We start from the raw sequence: 14,830 nt of genomic DNA on the forward strand, positions 1-14,830 counted from the left end.
CCCGCTGTTTGCGAATGCGGCGTTTTTTTGCGCGGCTTGCGCCGCAGTTTATGCCCTCGAAAATTTGAGCGAGCCGCGGGCGTCGTAGACGTATGTGCGCATGCCTCTTTTCACGGAAACCGTCGCCGACGTGTAGCCTACGAGCGTGCCGATTTTCGTGAACAGCAGCGCGTTCTTTTCGTTGTAGACGTAGACTTGCGAGCCGTTTTGCCTGCAAAATGCGATTGTCCTTTCCATGTCCTATTTCCCCCGCTTGCAGGCGTTTTCTACCTCCGTCTTGACCCGCGCGGCGAAGTCGGCGTAGGGCTCGCCTTCGTTTGCGGTCATTGGCGGCAGGTAGCGGACTCCTATTTTTGCGCCGAAAGTCGGGAGCGTTGCGTTCGATTTCACCGCTTCGAACGCGCCCGTAATCGCCACAGGCACGACCGCCACTCCCATTTCCTTTGCGATAATCGCGAAAGTCTGTTTGAACTCCGCAACTGCGCCGTCTTTCGTGCGCGTGCCTTCGGGGAATACCACAATTCTGTTGCCCTCGCGCACCGCCTCGGCGAGCTTGCGCACCGCCTCAATCACGTTGTCGTTGATGTCCATCACAATTACGTTGCTGCGGTTGGCGTAGTTCTTTATCCAGCCGCTTTTTATAATGTTGCGGACTTTCGCGAAGAAGTAGGTTTTGTAGATTTGCGTTTTCGAGAACGGCAGCACGACAAAAAGCCCGTCGAGATAGCTCTGGTGGTTGGGGGCTATGATTACGGGCTTGTCGGTCGCGATGTTTTCGAGCCCCTCGAACGACACTTTGTAGAAGAGCCGCGCGAAAGTCCTGAAAATGTCGATTGACAGGAAGTGGAAGAAGTTGGGCTTGGGGAGCGTCGGGAACGGCTCGCTTTTGATTATGTCCGACCACGTTATGTTTTTCGACTGGTTCTCGAACGAATTGTCGCGGTTGTCGTCGACGAGTTTTGCGAACTCGCGCAGGGACGGGTGCTTTTCGAAGTCGCGCTCGCCGACCTCAACGCCGTAGTTTTCCTTGACGTAGCACTGGATTGCGATTTTTCCGAGAGAATCCAGCCCCAAGTCCATTTCCATGTGGGCGTCGGGGCGCACGGGCAGGGAGATTTGGTCGGCGAGGACGCATTTAAGCTCGCGGTATGTTTCGGAGTCCGGCTCCGGGCGCGCGGTTTGCGGCTCGGCGAGGTTTCGGCTTTCGATGTATGTCGGCAACAGGTGGCGTTTGAGCTTGCCCACGCGCGTGCGCGGAAGCTCGTCTGTTGTCAGCACGAATTTTATGATGCGCTTGTACGACGCCGTCGCGCGGTTGTAGGGCAGGATAAAGTCGTTGCGGACGTGTTCCTCCGCGCCCTCCTTCCCCATTGCGGAAATCATTTCGGGCGACACTCTGATTACCGCCTGCAACATGTTGTCGTACATGAGGATTCCCGCTTCGAGAAGCTCGTCGCCGCTTTGGCGTTTGAGTTGCGTTTCCATTTCGGAGGGGTTGATGTTTTTGCCGTTGGGAAGCACTATGATTTCCTTGCGGCGACCCGTGATGAAAAGGTATCCGTTTTCGTCGAGGTATCCGAGGTCTCCCGTGTAGAGCCAGCCGTTTTTGATTGATTCCGCCGTCTCTTCGGGGCGTTTGTAGTAGCCCCGCGTTACATTGTCGCCGCGCACGATAATCTCGCCCTCGACAATCCTGATTTCGATTCCGGGCAACGCCTCCCCCGGCGAGCCTACCCTGATTCTGCCGATTCGCGGGAATGCGATAATGGGGGCGCATTCGGTCATTCCGTAGCCTTCGCGGATACCGAAGCCAAGCACGTCGAGGTCGCGCCAAATGCGCTTGTCGAGAGCCGCGCCTCCCGAAATCCAGAATTTTACCTCTCCGCCGAATTTCTTTTGAATCGCCCCGAAGAGCAGGCGCGAAAGTTTGGGGCTGTTTGCGAGCTTCGCCGCGTTGAAAAGCGCCGACGCAATTTTCGACTGCCTGATTTTCGCCATGATGTTTGCGTGCAAAAGCTCGTAGAAGCGCGGCACGCTGATAATCATGTCTACGGGATATTTTTGAAGCACCTCGCCGATGTCGGAGGGCGAGAGCGATTTCGGGAAAGACAGCCTGCCGCCTATCGAAAGCGGCATTACGAGCGTGCCCATGAGCGGCAGAATGTGGTGGAACGGCAGGAGCGCGAGCACGCGTATTCCGTCGAAATAGTATCGGGCGTCGTAGACGGCTCTCATGTTGGCGTACATGTTGCCGAATGTGAGCATTACGCCCTTGGGGTTGCCCGTCGTGCCCGACGTGTAGACAATCAGCGCGAGGGCGTCGGAGTCGCGCTCGATTTTCCAGTTGCGCGATTCGGGCTTGGGAAGCTCTCCCTCGAAGAGGTCTTCAAGCACGACGATTTTTGCGCGGTTCCCCGATTTTTCGACAGCCTCCCGCGCGGTGTCGAGGTTTTCGCGCCCGACGCAGACGGCGTCGGGCTCCGCGTCCGACAAGATGAACGCAACTTCCTCCGCGTTCGACTTGGCGTCGATTGGAACGACCGTCGCGCCGTCGAGCCACGCTCCGTAGAGCGCGAACACCCACTGCGGCGAGTTTTCCGCAAACACCGCTATTTTCCGCTCGCCGTCGGCGTGCGGCAGGGCGTCCCGCGCCTTGATAATGCGGGCGTATGTGTCCGCGTACGAGAATTCGAAATCGACCCCCGCGAGCGCGGCGCGGTCAAACTCTTTCATCAGCGTGATGTTCATTTTTTGCTTTCCCTTTCGTATCGCGCAATCCATGCCGCGCTCCACTCTTCGAAGTCGCCGTTTTCGATGTGTTTGCGGGCCTGCTCGGTGAGTATTTGGAAAAATCTTATGTTGTGTATCGAAACGAGCGTGCATGCGAGCATTTCGTTCGCCTTCACCAAATGCCTTATGTACGCGCGCGAAAAATGCGACGCGTAGCTGTCTATTTCTGGGTCGAGCGGCGACGGGTCTTCCGCGAAACGCGCGTTTTTGAGGTTTATTTCGCCGTCGAGCGTGAACGCGCACGCGTGGCGGGCTAGCCTTGTGGGCATTACGCAGTCGAACATGTCCGCGCCGAGGGCAATCATTTTGAGGATTTGCGGCGGCGTGCCTACGCCCATGACGTAGCGCGGCTTTTCGGCGGGCAGGTTTTGGGCGCAGACGTCCACCTGTTCGAGCATTGCGGGTTCGGGTTCGCCGACCGACACCCCGCCGATTGCGTAGCCGGGAAAATCAAGCTCGGCAATGCGCTTCGAGCAGTCGGCGCGAATGTCGTCGTAGCAGCCGCCCTGCGCGATTGCAAACGACAGTATTCCGTCGGCGGGCATTCCGAGCCTTTCGTATTCGTCCCTGCACCTTTTCGCCCAGCGTATTGTGCGCTCCACCGACTTCACGCAGGTGCGTCGCTCGCAGGGGTAGGGTATGCACTCGTCGAGCACCATGCAGATGTCCGAGCCCAAATTGCGCTGAATTCCCATGCACGATTCGGGCGAGATGAAGAGCTTTTTGCCGTCGAGGTGCGAGTTGAACGAAATTCCCTCCTCCGTGATTTTTCTGAGCTTCGAGAGGCTGAACGCCTGAAATCCGCCGCTGTCTGTAAGAATGGGCTTGCGCCACTTCATGAATTCGTGAAGCCCCCCGAAGCGCGCTATGAGTTCGGAGGTCGGGCGGATATTCAGGTGGTATGTGTTGCCGAGAATTATCTGCGCCCCCGTCTCCTCCACCTGTTGCGGCGTGAGCGACTTCACCGTAGCCTGCGTGCCGACCGCCATGAACACGGGCGTCTGTACGTCGCCGTGGGCTGTCGCGAGCGTCGCGCGGCGGGCGCGCGACTTGTCCGAAGTTTTCAGAAGTTTGAACATGTCCTCAGAGAATCGGGGCGGGCGCGTACGACTTCGCTTCGGGATATTTGTCGGCGAGGCTGTCGGCGCGGTCGCAGAAATCCTCCGTTTGGACTTCCGCCATGCCCGTCGCCGCGCTTCCGACCCTCTCGATTTCTGCGAGTTCCGCGGCGTCGAGCGGCATGCGGGGGTCTTCCGCAAGGCGTTTTAGCAGGTCGTTTTCGGCGATTTTGCCCGCGCGGAGGTCGTTTGCAGTAGCCACCGCGTGTTCCTTGATAATCTCGTGGGCGTCTTCGCGTCCCAATCCCTTTTTGACGGCGTTCATCATGATGGTTGTCGTCAGCAGGAAGGGCATGTATTTGCGGCATTCCGCGGCGATGACCGCCGTGTTTACCACCATCTGGTTGAGCACCGTGATGAAAGTTTCGAGCAGCCCGTCGATTGCGAAGAACGAGTCGGGCAGGGCGACTCTGCGCACCACCGAGCACGACACGTCGCCCTCGTTCCACTGGTCGCCCGAAAGCGACGCCGCCATTTCCATGAAGCCGCGCAGAATTACGTGGAAGCCGTTTATGCGCTCGCAGCTGCGCGAGTTCATTTTGTGCGGCATTGCCGAAGAGCCTGTCTGCCCCTTTGCGAAGCCCTCGCTCGCCAGTTCCGCGCCCGCCATGATTCTCAGCGTTTTCGCGAAAGACGACGCCCCAGAGCCGAGCTGGTAGAGGCGCGAGACGCATTCGAAGTCGAGCGTGCGGGGGTAGACCTGCCCCGTCGCGCCGATGCAGTGGTTTATTCCGAGGTGCTTTCTGATTTTTTCGTCGAGCGCGAGGGCTTTCGACGCGTCGCCGTCAAAGAGCGTAAGCTGGTCGAGCTGCGTGCCGACCGCGCCTTTAAGCCCGCGGACGGGGTAGCTGTCGATGAGCGCGTCGATGTTTTGTATTGCCCTGAGGGTGTCCTCTCCGAATTCGGCGAGGCGTTTTCCGAAAGTCGTAAGCTGGGCTATGACGTTGTGGGTTCGCGCCGCCAGCACCGTCGCCTTGTGTTTGCGGGCGGTTTTCGAAAGCAGGTAGAGCGCGGCTACCGCCTTTGTGCGCACTATTTTCAGCGATTCGTAAATTTGCAGCTGTTCCACGCATTCGGTGAGGTCGCGGCTGGTCATTCCCTTGTGGATATGCTCGTAGCCCGCAAGCTCGCAAAATTCCTCGATTCGCGCCTTGACGTCGTGCCGCGTGATTTTCTCGCGCTTGTTGATTTCGTCGACGCGGATATTTGTTTTGACCCTTTCGTAGGCGTCGATAGCCTCCTGCGGAATGTCGAGACCGAGTTCCTTCTGCGCTTTCATGACCGCAATCCACAGATTGCGTTCGAGTAAAATTTTGCCTTCCGCGCTCCAAATGTCCTTGATTGCCTTTGACGCGTAGCGTTCTGCCAAAATGTCGGGTATCATAATCGGCTCTTATAATGGATTTTTATTTCGACTTTTGAAGCTTTTTTTTAAAGACTTCGCCATTCTTTTTTATGGACGGCAAATATTACAAGGTTTTGGGCGGAAAAGGGCTTTCGCCGTGCACGCTTTTCGACTACACTCCGTTTCTGCCAAAGGACGGCAAGGCGGGGGCGTGGCTTCCCGAAATCGACTCCGCGAAAATGTCGTCCGACGGCTACTATGTGTCGAAGTACTGGAACATGTGGTATTCGGAGGGCGCGAGGATTTACGAGGTCGAAATAGACGGCGCGGACGCCTCGGGCCGCTACGCCGTGGAGGACCAGATTTGCTGCCGCAGAATCCGCCTTCTGCGCGACGCCACCGAAGAGCTTCTGCCGCTTCTGCGCGACGCAAATTTCAATTTGGGAGAGTCGAATACGGGCGAACGCAACATCGGCTCTTTCAACACGGGCGAGCGCAACTTGGGCAAGCGCAACACCGGCAAACTAAATTCGGGCGACTTCAACACGGGCGACAACAACACGGGCATCGACAACGTCGGCGACAAAAACGTCGGCAGCGCGAACGTCGGCAGCCTGAACATTGGGCACTCGAACACGGGCGACGGCAACGTCGGCAGCTACAATTCGGGGCACTATAATAAGGGGAACGCAAATTCGGGAAGCTTCAACGCGGGCAACCGCAATTCGGGCAAATGGAATTTGGGCAGCTACAACGCGGGTTTTTTCAACACGCGCGACGCTCCGCTTTACATGTTCGACAAGCCCGTGGAAAACCTCAAAGCCCCGCAGGTCGTCCTGCCGAAATGGCTTAATTCGCCAAATCCGCGCGATTCGTTCGAATCCGCCGCGCCCGCCGACATCGCAAAAACCCTCCAACTTCCGAATTTCGACTATGCCGTGTTCGAGAAAATCACGGGAATTTCGAAGGCGGATTTCGACCGCAAGCTTGACGGCGAAAAGTAGCTTCGGGAACGCGTCGGATAGGGCGTCGAAAGGTTTTGCGGAGAGCGCGTTTTACGCCTGACGTTTTCCGTGCGGCACGCTTCGCCTTTGCCCGCGCTTGGGAATTTATCGGCGGCGGGAGTCGGCGCGTGTCCGCGGATTTCGCGTCGGGCGTTGCGTCCCCGTTTCTGGCGTTATTTTGCCGACAGAATGCGGGCGAGCACTTCCGCGTGCGAGTCGAACACGGGCGCGCCAAGCTTGCGCAGGTTTTCTCCGCAAATGTGCCCAACCGACACGAGGGCGCAGTCCGCGCCGAGCGCGTCGGCGACCGCCTTGTCGTGGTCGGTATCGCCTACGATAATCGTTTCTTCGGGCTTTGCGCCAAGCTCTTTCATCAGCGATTTCCCCAAGTCTATCTTCGACCCCGCAAGAACGTTGTCCAGCCCGTACACGCAGTCGAGGTATTTGTCCAGCTCGAAGCGCAACACGCATTTCAGCAGAAAGTTGCGCTCGTACGCCGAGAGTATGCTCTGGCGGCAGCCCGCGTCTTTGAGCGCGCGCATGGCGTCCTCCGCGCCCTTGTGGAGCTTGCACTTGAAGCGTCTTTTGTTGTATTCGGAAACGTAGAAATGCCCCACTTTCTGGAAGTCGATTTTGTCGAAATCGTAGCCGTGCTCCTCGTAGAATTTGATTACGGGAAATCCGAATTCGCGCCGATATGTGTCGAGCGTGATTGTCGGGATTCCGAAGTGCAGGCACATTTTGTTGAATATGTCGGTGCTGAGCGCGGCGTCGTCGAGCAGCGTTCCGTTCCAATCCCAAATTACATATTTATACTTCATTTTGTTGCAAAAAATTCAAATTCTCTGCTTATATTATGCGCGAAAACAAATGCGATATGAAAATTAAAAAAATTGCAATTCTCGACGGATTCACAAGCGTGCGCGACGACCTCGACTGGCATTCTCTCGACGCCATCGCCGAAGTCTCCGCCTACGACAGAACCCCGCCCGCGCTCGTCCTCGAACGCTGCGCCGACGCCGACGCCGTGCTTACCAACAAGGTCGTTCTGAACGCGGAGCATTTTGCAAAACTGCCGAACCTCAAATACGTCGGCGTGCTCGCCACGGGCTACAACAACGTCGATTTGAAAGCCGCCCGCGAGCGCGGCATCGACATCACGAATATTCCCGCGTACAGCACCGACAGCGTGGCGCAGTCGGTCTTCGCCCACATCTTGAACATTGCCGAAATGACCGAACTCCACGCGCAGGCGGTCTGCCGCGGCGAGTGGACAAGCTCGAAAGACGTTTTCTTCTGCCTCGGCAGCCTCACCGAGCTTGCGGGGCTTACAATCGGCATAATCGGCTACGGCGCGATAGGGAAAGCCGTAGCGCGGATTGCAAAGGCGTTCGGCATGTCCGCGCTCGCCTACACGCCGCGCCTTAAAGTCGGCGATTCCGACGCAAACGCGACGTTCGCAAGCCTCGACGACATCTTCGGAAAATCCGACATCGTGAGCCTGAACTGCCCGCTCAACGCCTCCACCGACCGCATAATAAACGCAGAAAACATCGCAAAAATGAAGGACGGCGCGTGGATTATCAACACGGGGCGCGGCGGGCTTGTCGACGAGCAGGCTCTCGCCGACGCCCTCAAAAGCGGGAAAATCGGCGCGGCGGGCGTTGACGTGCTGTCGTCCGAGCCTCCGCCGTCGTCGAATCCGCTCATAGGCGCGCCCAACTGCCGCATTACGCCGCACACGGCGTGGACAAAGTTTGCCGCCAGAAAGCGTCTGATAAAAATCGCGCGCGACAATCTTGCCGCGTGGGTTGCGGGAAAGCCCGTAAACGTAGTTAATCCGTAGACGCCGTTCGGAGCGGACGGACGCGGACAATTCGGAATAGGGGGGAGCGGCTCGTGCCGAATTGAATGTTTCGCAGACTTTCGTTCTCGACTTTCGAAAGACGGCCAGCGCGAATTTGAGCATTGCTTCCTCCGCAGTGCTTACCGTCGCCAGCTGGTATGTGCACGAAAATATTGCCGATACCGCCGCTCCAACAGCGGTTGTTTTGAACGACTTTGTTTCCAACAGCATTTTTCTCGCCGATTCGGCAATTACAGCGTACGACATTTCCGACGACGGCGTTTTGAGCGTATCGTATACCCAAGGCACGCAAGTGAAGAGGCAGAATTTCTCGTTCCTCGACAAAAACGGCGACATTATCGCCATGAAGCTTGTTGACGGCGTCGGCGGCAAATACCTCTCGACAGCGATTCCCGAACCCGCCGAATGGGCGGCGGTTTTCGGCGCGCTCGCCTTGGGCTTTGCGGTCTGCCGCAGAAGACGCTAAAACGCCTTCACGAAAAAAAAGGGGCTTATTCAAGCTCCTTTTTTTGCGCCTTGCGTCTGTTTTTTTTGAAGAAAAAGCTTGTCAGGCTGAAGTTTATCTACATTCTGTTTGAGAATTGGCGTCAGAGTGGGGCGCGTTTGATTGGTGGTTCGGGCTTTTTGTGGAGATTTTTTTCTCTGTTAAAAGTGTCGGGCTTAGGTTGGTCAAATCGCAAACCGTTCCGCAATTCCCTCGAACAAAGGGTTCAACGGCGTTTTTCGGCGACGTGCCGCGAACGCGGGCTTCGACAGCAAGCCCCCGAAAAATTGCGAACAATAGAAAGAAACAAATATGTCAGACCACAATACAGTAGACAAAGCGTCGATAATCAAGGAATACCGTCTCGACGAAAAAGACACGGGCTCCTGCGAAGTGCAAATCGCGATTCTGAGCGCGCGCATCGCGCACCTCACCGCGCACCTTGCCACAAACAAGAAAGACTTCCACTCGCGCCGCGGCCTTATCGCTATGACGAGCCGCCGCAGAAAGCTTCTCGACTACCTCAAAAAGCACTCGCTCGACCGCTACAACAGCATAATCCAGCGTCTCAAACTCCGCAAATAATGTTGCGCGGTTTTGCAAATTAAGTTTTTTATCCGACGGGGCAAGTTCGTTTCTACCGCTTGCCCCGTCTTTGTTTAACGCCTTTCGGGGGGGCCTCCCCGTTTTGAACTCCGCCGGCTCTGAACGTCCGACCCGTTCGCGGCAATAATAAGAAAGATACATAATGGAACAGAAATACAGCGTAGAGGTTAAAGACCTCGGCATAACAATCTCGACGGGAACAATCGCAAAACAGGCGAACGGTTCCGTCACAATCAGCTTGGGAGAAACGACGCTCCTCGTCAACGCGACCGCCGCAGGCGCGCTCCGCGACGGGCAGGACTTCTTTCCCCTTACCGTCGATTACCGCGAAACTTTCTCGGCGGCGGGCAAATTCCCCGGCGGCTACTTCAAGCGCGAAGGCCGTCCGAGCGAAAAGGAAATCCTCACTTCGCGCCTTTGCGACCGTCCGCTTCGCCCGCTCTTCCCCAAGGGCTTCATGAACGAAGTTCAGGTTATCGGTCTGCTCCTCTCCGCCGACATGGTTAACGAGCCCGACATTCTCATGGTAAACGGCGCGTCGGCCGCAATGCTCATTTCCGACATTCCGTGGAACGGCCCCGTCGGCTGTATCCGTCTCGGCGAAATCGACGGCCAGTTCGTCGTAAACCCCACGCACGAGCAAATGCTCGACTCTACCCTCGACCTCATCTACGTCGGCAACGAGCGCGAAATGATGATGATTGAAGGTTCGGCGGAACAGATTCCCGTTGACCGCTTTGTCGAAGCCCTCGAATTTGCGCAGAAGGAAATCCAGAAGATTATCGACGCGCAAAAGGAGCTTGCAAAGCTCTGCGGCAAGCAGAAAAAGGAATTTCCGCTCATCGTCTGCAAGCCCGAAATTCTCGACATGTGCAAGGAATTTGTCGGCGGCAGACTGCTCGAAGCCGTCTTCCAGGACAACAAGCTCAAGCGTCAGGCAGACGTCGACGCGCTCATGAACGAAACCGCCGAAGCCGTCAAGGCGAAAATCGGCGAAGAGGAATTCGACATGGCGCAAATCAAAATGGCGTTTGAAGTTCTCCAAGAGGAAGTCTACCGCGAAAACATTCTCGACGCGGGCAAGCGTTGCGACGGCCGCTCCTACACCGACCTCCGCCCCATTTGGTGCAAGACCAACGTTTTGCCCCGCGTTCACGGAAGCGCGATTTTCACCCGCGGCGAAACTCAGGCTCTCGTCATGACCACCCTCGGCACGAGCAAGGACTTTCAGGAGCTTGACGGACTCACGGGAGGCACAAAGCAAAAGTCGTTCATTCTGCACTACAACTTCCCGCCTTACTCGGTCGGCGAAACGGGCCGCTTCGGCACTCCCGGACGCCGCGAAATCGGGCACGGCGCGCTGGCGGAACGCTCGCTTCTGCCCGTTCTACCCTCGGAGGACGAATTCCCCTACGCAATCCGCGTCGTTTCCGAAATCATGGAGTCGAACGGTTCGACCTCCATGGCTTCCGTCTGCGGCGGCTGCCTTAGCCTCATGGACGCGGGCGTTCCGATTGAAACCCCCGTCGCTGGCATCAGCTGCGGCTTGGTAACGCGCTTCGACGAAAACGGCAAGCTGCTCAAGCACGTCGTTCTCACCGACATCATCGGCGCGGAAGACCATTTCGGCGACATGGACTTCAAAATCTGCGGCACAAAGAACGGCATCACGGGCTTCCAACTCGACCTCAAAATTCAGGGTCTGCCCATGGACATCGCAAAGGAGGCAATCTACCGCAACCGCGACACCAGAATGCAGATTCTCGACATTATGAAGGCGGAAATCGAAAAGCCGAACGCCGAGCTGAAACCCACCGCGCCCCGCATCAAGTCTCTTCAAATCGACCCCGACAAAATCGGCATGCTCATCGGCCCCGGAGGCAAGAACATTCGCCGCATAGTCGAAGTTTCCGGTGCGCAAATCGACGTCGACGACGACAATCCCGGACGCGTTCTCGTCTACGCAACCAGCGCGGACTCCATGAACAGGGCTGTTTCCGAAATCGAGCTTGTAACGGGCGAAATCGAAGTCGGCAAGACATACCGCGGCATTGTGCGTTCCATCAAGGAATTCGGCGCGTTTGTCGAATGTCTCCCCGGCAAGGAGGGTCTTGTGCACATCTCCGAGTTGGCGGACTTCCGCGTAAACAAGACCGAGGACGTTTGCAAGCTTGGCGACGAAATCATTGTCAAGTGCATTGGCATTGACGACAAGGGCCGCGTAAAGCTTTCGCGCCGCGCGGCGCTCTGCGAGCAGCAAGGTATACCCTACGAACAGCGTGCAAGGTAGCGCGAGTAGGTAGCGCGAACCTGCGGGACTTGTTTGTTCCGTAGCAGAGTCATACTCGAAAACGAAAGGGGGCAGTACGTAAGTACAGCCCCCTTCCTTTTTCTCCGTGTGCCTCTCCTACGGAAGCAAACCGTACCTCGCAGAACCGCGCAGGGATATTTGCGGATTGCCGAGGTTTTTTAATTTTAGTGCGCGATTTCATCGCGCGGTAGATTTTGGGTTTTTTTTAGGATACCTGACGGAGGAAGTTGCGGGCAGGGATTTTTTTGTTTTTTTAGGTAGCCTGACGGAGTGAAGTAGGGGGCTGGGGTTTTTATTTTTAGGTTTTGTTTTTTAGGATACCTCGCGGGAAAAGTTTTGGGGCGAGTGTGTATGTAAATTGGGCAGAACCGCGCTGGGAAGTTGGCGGATTGCCGAGGGTTTATTTATTTTAGTGCGCGATTTCATCGCGCGGTAGATTTTTGGTTTTTTTTAGGATACCTGACGGAGTGAAGAGTTGTGTCTGTGCAGGTGGCTTCTTTTTATTTTTCAGGTCATATATGCAAAAAAACGGAAAGCGTTTTGCTTTCCGTTTTGTGTGTGGTTTGTTATTTTACAATCAGGCAGACTTGGCAGCCTGGGCCGTGCACGCCCTCCACGAGCACTCCCTCGACGTCGGTCGTTTTTGACGGGGCGGCGACGTATATTGCGTAGGGGCAATCCACCGTCTTTTCGAGCGCGTCGTATATCGTTTGTTCGATATCGCTTTCTTTCAGCACTGCGACGTGTATCCACGGCGCGATTGTATCGAGTCTGTCGGCGGTATCCTTGTCTTTTAGCACTATTGCGCCGCTTTCGGCTATTGCCATCGACGCTTTGCTGATTCCGAAGTCGTATTCGTCGGGGTTGTTGCGGTCGAACTCCCTGTCGAGTTTGAAGAAGTTTTCCAGTCCGAATGTATTGTCGATTTTTGCGTCGGCGACTCCCCGTTTACAGCCCTTGTCTTTGAGGAATGCAACCAGCGCTTCCGCGCTTTCGACCACGTTTCCGTGGCTTGCCAGAAAGTTCCGCACAAACGCCTCTTTCGGCGTTCCCGCGATTGCGGGGTTCGACACCGTGTCCTCCTTCGAAAACTTGGGAAGTTCGGCTTTCGGGCGCGATTTTTCCGCGTCTTTTACCGTGTTTATAAAAGCGTTTTTATCCATTTTTAGAGAACCATTTTCTGAAATTGCCTCCCTTGAATTTCGGGAGAGTGCGTGTTTTAAGCCACCTGCCGAGCGGCCCGACCTTGAACAAATCGAGCGGAATCAGGTTGGCGAGTTTGTTGAGCGGCATGACCGTCCGCCACAGTTTCGGCGACGACGCCAGCACCGCCCAGCCCTTGAAGTTGATGTCGTTTGCCACTTTCATCTTTTCGCGCTTCATTTTGTCGCGCATTTTCAGAATGAGGTCGGGCAGGGGGATTTTCGCGGGGCAGACGTCCGCGCATGCGCCGCAGAGCGAGCACGCTTTGGGGAGGTCTGCGTATTTCGACGGGTCTTTTGCAAGCAGCGGCGAAAGCACGATTCCCAGCGGCCCCGGGTAGACTGCGCGGTATGCGTGTCCGCCGACGAGTCTGAACACGGGGCAGCGGTTCATGCACGCGCCGCAGCGCATGCATTTGAGAATGTCGGCGAATTCGCTTCCGAGGATTTTGCTTCTGCCGTTGTCGAGGAACACGACGTACATTTCGGACGGGCTGTTTTTCGCGCTGCCCGCGCCCGCGACGAAGTCGGTATACACCGTGCTATGCTGTCCCGTCGCGCTCCTTGCGAGCAGGTTGAGGAACACCGAGAGTTCCCGCGCCGACGGTATAACCTTTTCGAAGCCCGCTATTGCAATATGCGTTTTTGCTCCCGCCATCGAGAATCTTGAATTGCCTTCGTTTGTTGCAAGCACAATCGCGCCCTCTTTTGCGAGGACGTAGTTTGCGCCGCTTATGACGACGTCCGCATTGAAATATTTTTTGCGGAGGTATTTTCTGGCGTTGAGCGTGATGTGTGTCGGCTCGTCGTCGTAGGGGGCGATGTTGTGTTTTTCGAAAGACTTTGCGATGTCGTCGCGCCGTCTGTGGATTGCGGGCTTTACGATGTGCGAGGGTCTTTCGCCGTCGATTTGGATAATCAGCTCGCCGAGGTCGGTTTCGACCGCCTCCACGCCGTTCTTTTCAAGGAACGCATTGAGTTCGATTTCCTCCGTCGTCATTGATTTCACTTTGACGACGTTCTTTGCGTTCTTTTCCCTGAGAATGCCGAGGATAATGTTTCGCGCCTCCTCCGCGTCTTTTGCGAAGAGCACTTTGACGCCGTTTGCTTCGAGCGACGCCACCGCCTTTTCGAGATTTTCGGAGGGCTTGAGCGACTTTATTTTGTTTGCAAGCTCGCGCAGATATTCTGTTTTGCCCTCTTCGGGGTACGCCGCGTTGAGGATTTTCTCCCTCGCGACCGTGCTTCCCACGCTTGCAAGCATCACCGCGTTTTTGACCACCGGGTCGAGCGTTTCGCAGAATTTGTCTATGGGTTGGAGGGCCATTATTCGTTTCCTCCCATCGCCTGTACAAAGACCTGCGCCGCGTGTCGGGCGGGGTATTTGATGTTGTTTCTGTCGGCGATTCCCTTTTGATGGAGCAGGCACGACGTATCCGCCGCCACCACGAGGTCGGGATTTGCCGCGCCGATTGCCCGCACTTTCGCAAGCCCCATTTCGGACGAAATTTGCGGGAACACCACGGAGAACGTTCCGCCGAATCCGCAGCATGAGTCGGAATTTTCGAAGTCGAGAATTTTCACCCCGTCTATCGATTCAAGCAGCTTGCGGAGCGCGGCGGGCGTGCCGCTGCCGCGCCCGTGGCACGAATTGTGCAACGCGATTTTCGCGTCGAGATGTCCGCCGATTTTTTCGACGCCGAGCGCGTTTACGAGGTAGTCGCAAAATTCCCACACGCGTTTCGCGAAGGCGTCTACCGCGTCGCGCTCCGCCTGCGGTTCGTCGCGGAAGGCGATTTTCGCCGAGTGGAACAGCATTGCCGCGCACGACGCGCTGGGCACTACAATCGGGTAGTCGTTTTCGGAAAACGCCCTGATTGTGCTTGCAATTACCTTGCGCGCGCTTGCGAAGTCGCCGCTGTTGAAGGCGGGCTGTCCGCAGCAAGTCTGGTTTTTCGGGAGTTCGACTTCCGCACCGAATTTTCGGAGAACCGAAACCGCGCATTGCGCGGCGTCGGCGAAAATCGAATCGCACAGGCAGGTCGCCATGAAGTTCACGCGCCCGCCCCTGATTCTGTCAGATGGAGGTGTGTACATTTCGTT

Annotated in this window: 13 protein-coding genes; 5 read left to right on the plus strand and 8 right to left on the minus strand. The window is 56.4% G+C overall.

The annotated features are described in order from the left end of the window. Positions 1-48 precede the first annotated feature (48 nt). From P3B99_008950 to purB, 4 genes are read right to left on the minus strand one after another with little or no spacing between them, the layout of a single operon-like run. Complete coding sequence (locus P3B99_008950) at positions 49-237, minus strand: hypothetical protein (protein WYJ07322.1); 189 nt, start codon at positions 235-237, stop codon at positions 49-51. A gap of 3 nt (positions 238-240) precedes the next feature. Further along, on the minus strand, positions 241-2,748 hold the full coding sequence (locus P3B99_008955) for an AMP-binding protein (protein WYJ07323.1): 2,508 nt from the start codon (positions 2,746-2,748) through the stop codon (positions 241-243). Continuing rightward, positions 2,745-3,869 carry a tRNA guanosine(34) transglycosylase Tgt gene (tgt, locus tag P3B99_008960; GenBank protein ID WYJ07324.1) on the minus strand — a complete coding sequence of 375 codons (1,125 nt, stop codon included), beginning with the start codon at positions 3,867-3,869 and terminating at the stop codon, positions 2,745-2,747. The genes P3B99_008955 and tgt overlap by 4 nt, the downstream gene beginning before the upstream one ends. A 4-nt stretch (positions 3,870-3,873) precedes the next feature. Then, on the minus strand, positions 3,874-5,292 hold the full coding sequence (gene purB, locus P3B99_008965; protein WYJ07325.1) for an adenylosuccinate lyase: 1,419 nt from the start codon (positions 5,290-5,292) through the stop codon (positions 3,874-3,876). 71 nt (positions 5,293-5,363) lie between these two features. Between purB and P3B99_008970 the strand changes: the two genes are divergently transcribed. Then, complete coding sequence (locus P3B99_008970; GenBank protein ID WYJ07326.1) at positions 5,364-6,257, plus strand: hypothetical protein; 894 nt, start codon at positions 5,364-5,366, stop codon at positions 6,255-6,257. Between the two features lie 173 nt (positions 6,258-6,430). Here P3B99_008970 and P3B99_008975 read toward each other — a convergent pair whose 3' ends face one another. Continuing rightward, a complete protein-coding gene (locus tag P3B99_008975) occupies positions 6,431-7,078 on the minus strand; it encodes an HAD family hydrolase (protein WYJ07327.1) in 648 nt (215 codons plus the stop codon). A 56-nt stretch (positions 7,079-7,134) separates the two neighbouring features. Here P3B99_008975 and P3B99_008980 point away from each other — a divergent pair, with 56 nt between their 5' ends. From P3B99_008980 to pnp, 4 genes are all read left to right on the plus strand, one after another. Further along, positions 7,135-8,103, plus strand: coding sequence for an NAD(P)-dependent oxidoreductase (locus P3B99_008980; protein ID WYJ07328.1), 969 nt, complete (start codon positions 7,135-7,137; stop codon positions 8,101-8,103). Between the two features lie 115 nt (positions 8,104-8,218). Then, positions 8,219-8,590, plus strand: coding sequence for a PEP-CTERM sorting domain-containing protein (locus tag P3B99_008985; GenBank protein ID WYJ07329.1), 372 nt, complete (start codon positions 8,219-8,221; stop codon positions 8,588-8,590). Between the two features lie 330 nt (positions 8,591-8,920). Then, on the plus strand, positions 8,921-9,193 hold the full coding sequence (gene rpsO, locus P3B99_008990; GenBank protein ID WYJ07330.1) for a 30S ribosomal protein S15: 273 nt from the start codon (positions 8,921-8,923) through the stop codon (positions 9,191-9,193). A 163-nt stretch (positions 9,194-9,356) separates the two neighbouring features. Continuing rightward, a complete protein-coding gene (gene pnp, locus P3B99_008995) occupies positions 9,357-11,504 on the plus strand; it encodes a polyribonucleotide nucleotidyltransferase (protein WYJ07331.1) in 2,148 nt (715 codons plus the stop codon). 587 nt (positions 11,505-12,091) lie between these two features. Here pnp and P3B99_009000 read toward each other — a convergent pair. The 3 genes from P3B99_009000 to P3B99_009010 are packed head-to-tail and all read right to left on the minus strand — an operon-like array spanning position 12,092 to position 14,824. After that, entirely contained in the window at positions 12,092-12,688 is a 597-nt protein-coding gene (locus P3B99_009000; protein ID WYJ07332.1) for an LUD domain-containing protein, read from the minus strand. Further along, the gene (locus P3B99_009005) at positions 12,681-14,054 is read right to left on the minus strand and encodes a lactate utilization protein B (GenBank protein ID WYJ07333.1); all 1,374 of its coding nucleotides are present in this window, start codon (positions 14,052-14,054) and stop codon (positions 12,681-12,683) included. Before P3B99_009005 ends, P3B99_009000 begins: the two co-directional genes overlap by 8 nt. Continuing rightward, positions 14,054-14,824 carry a (Fe-S)-binding protein gene (locus tag P3B99_009010; protein ID WYJ07334.1) on the minus strand — a complete coding sequence of 257 codons (771 nt, stop codon included), beginning with the start codon at positions 14,822-14,824 and terminating at the stop codon, positions 14,054-14,056. The genes P3B99_009005 and P3B99_009010 overlap by 1 nt, the downstream gene beginning before the upstream one ends. Positions 14,825-14,830: the final 6 nt, after the last annotated feature.

The sequence above is a fragment of the Opitutia bacterium KCR 482 genome (assembly GCA_029269845.2).
Lineage (GTDB): Bacteria > Verrucomicrobiota > Verrucomicrobiia > Opitutales > Intestinicryptomonadaceae > Merdousia.

What these genes read in the sequence shown, in the direction of transcription:
- P3B99_008950 (WYJ07322.1), bottom strand. Translation starts at nt 237, where the DNA reads ATGGAAAGGACAATCGCATTTTGCAGGCAAAACGGCTCGCAAGTCTAC.
- P3B99_008955 (WYJ07323.1), bottom strand. Translation starts at nt 2,748, where the DNA reads ATGAACATCACGCTGATGAAAGAGTTTGACCGCGCCGCGCTCGCGGGG.
- tgt (WYJ07324.1), bottom strand. Translation starts at nt 3,869, where the DNA reads ATGTTCAAACTTCTGAAAACTTCGGACAAGTCGCGCGCCCGCCGCGCG.
- purB (WYJ07325.1), bottom strand. Translation starts at nt 5,292, where the DNA reads ATGATACCCGACATTTTGGCAGAACGCTACGCGTCAAAGGCAATCAAG.
- P3B99_008970 (WYJ07326.1), top strand. Translation starts at nt 5,364, where the DNA reads ATGGACGGCAAATATTACAAGGTTTTGGGCGGAAAAGGGCTTTCGCCG.
- P3B99_008975 (WYJ07327.1), bottom strand. Translation starts at nt 7,078, where the DNA reads ATGAAGTATAAATATGTAATTTGGGATTGGAACGGAACGCTGCTCGAC.
- P3B99_008980 (WYJ07328.1), top strand. Translation starts at nt 7,135, where the DNA reads ATGAAAATTAAAAAAATTGCAATTCTCGACGGATTCACAAGCGTGCGC.
- rpsO (WYJ07330.1), top strand. Translation starts at nt 8,921, where the DNA reads ATGTCAGACCACAATACAGTAGACAAAGCGTCGATAATCAAGGAATAC.
- pnp (WYJ07331.1), top strand. Translation starts at nt 9,357, where the DNA reads ATGGAACAGAAATACAGCGTAGAGGTTAAAGACCTCGGCATAACAATC.
- P3B99_009000 (WYJ07332.1), bottom strand. Translation starts at nt 12,688, where the DNA reads ATGGATAAAAACGCTTTTATAAACACGGTAAAAGACGCGGAAAAATCG.
- P3B99_009005 (WYJ07333.1), bottom strand. Translation starts at nt 14,054, where the DNA reads ATGGCCCTCCAACCCATAGACAAATTCTGCGAAACGCTCGACCCGGTG.
- P3B99_009010 (WYJ07334.1), bottom strand. Translation starts at nt 14,824, where the DNA reads ATGTACACACCTCCATCTGACAGAATCAGGGGCGGGCGCGTGAACTTC.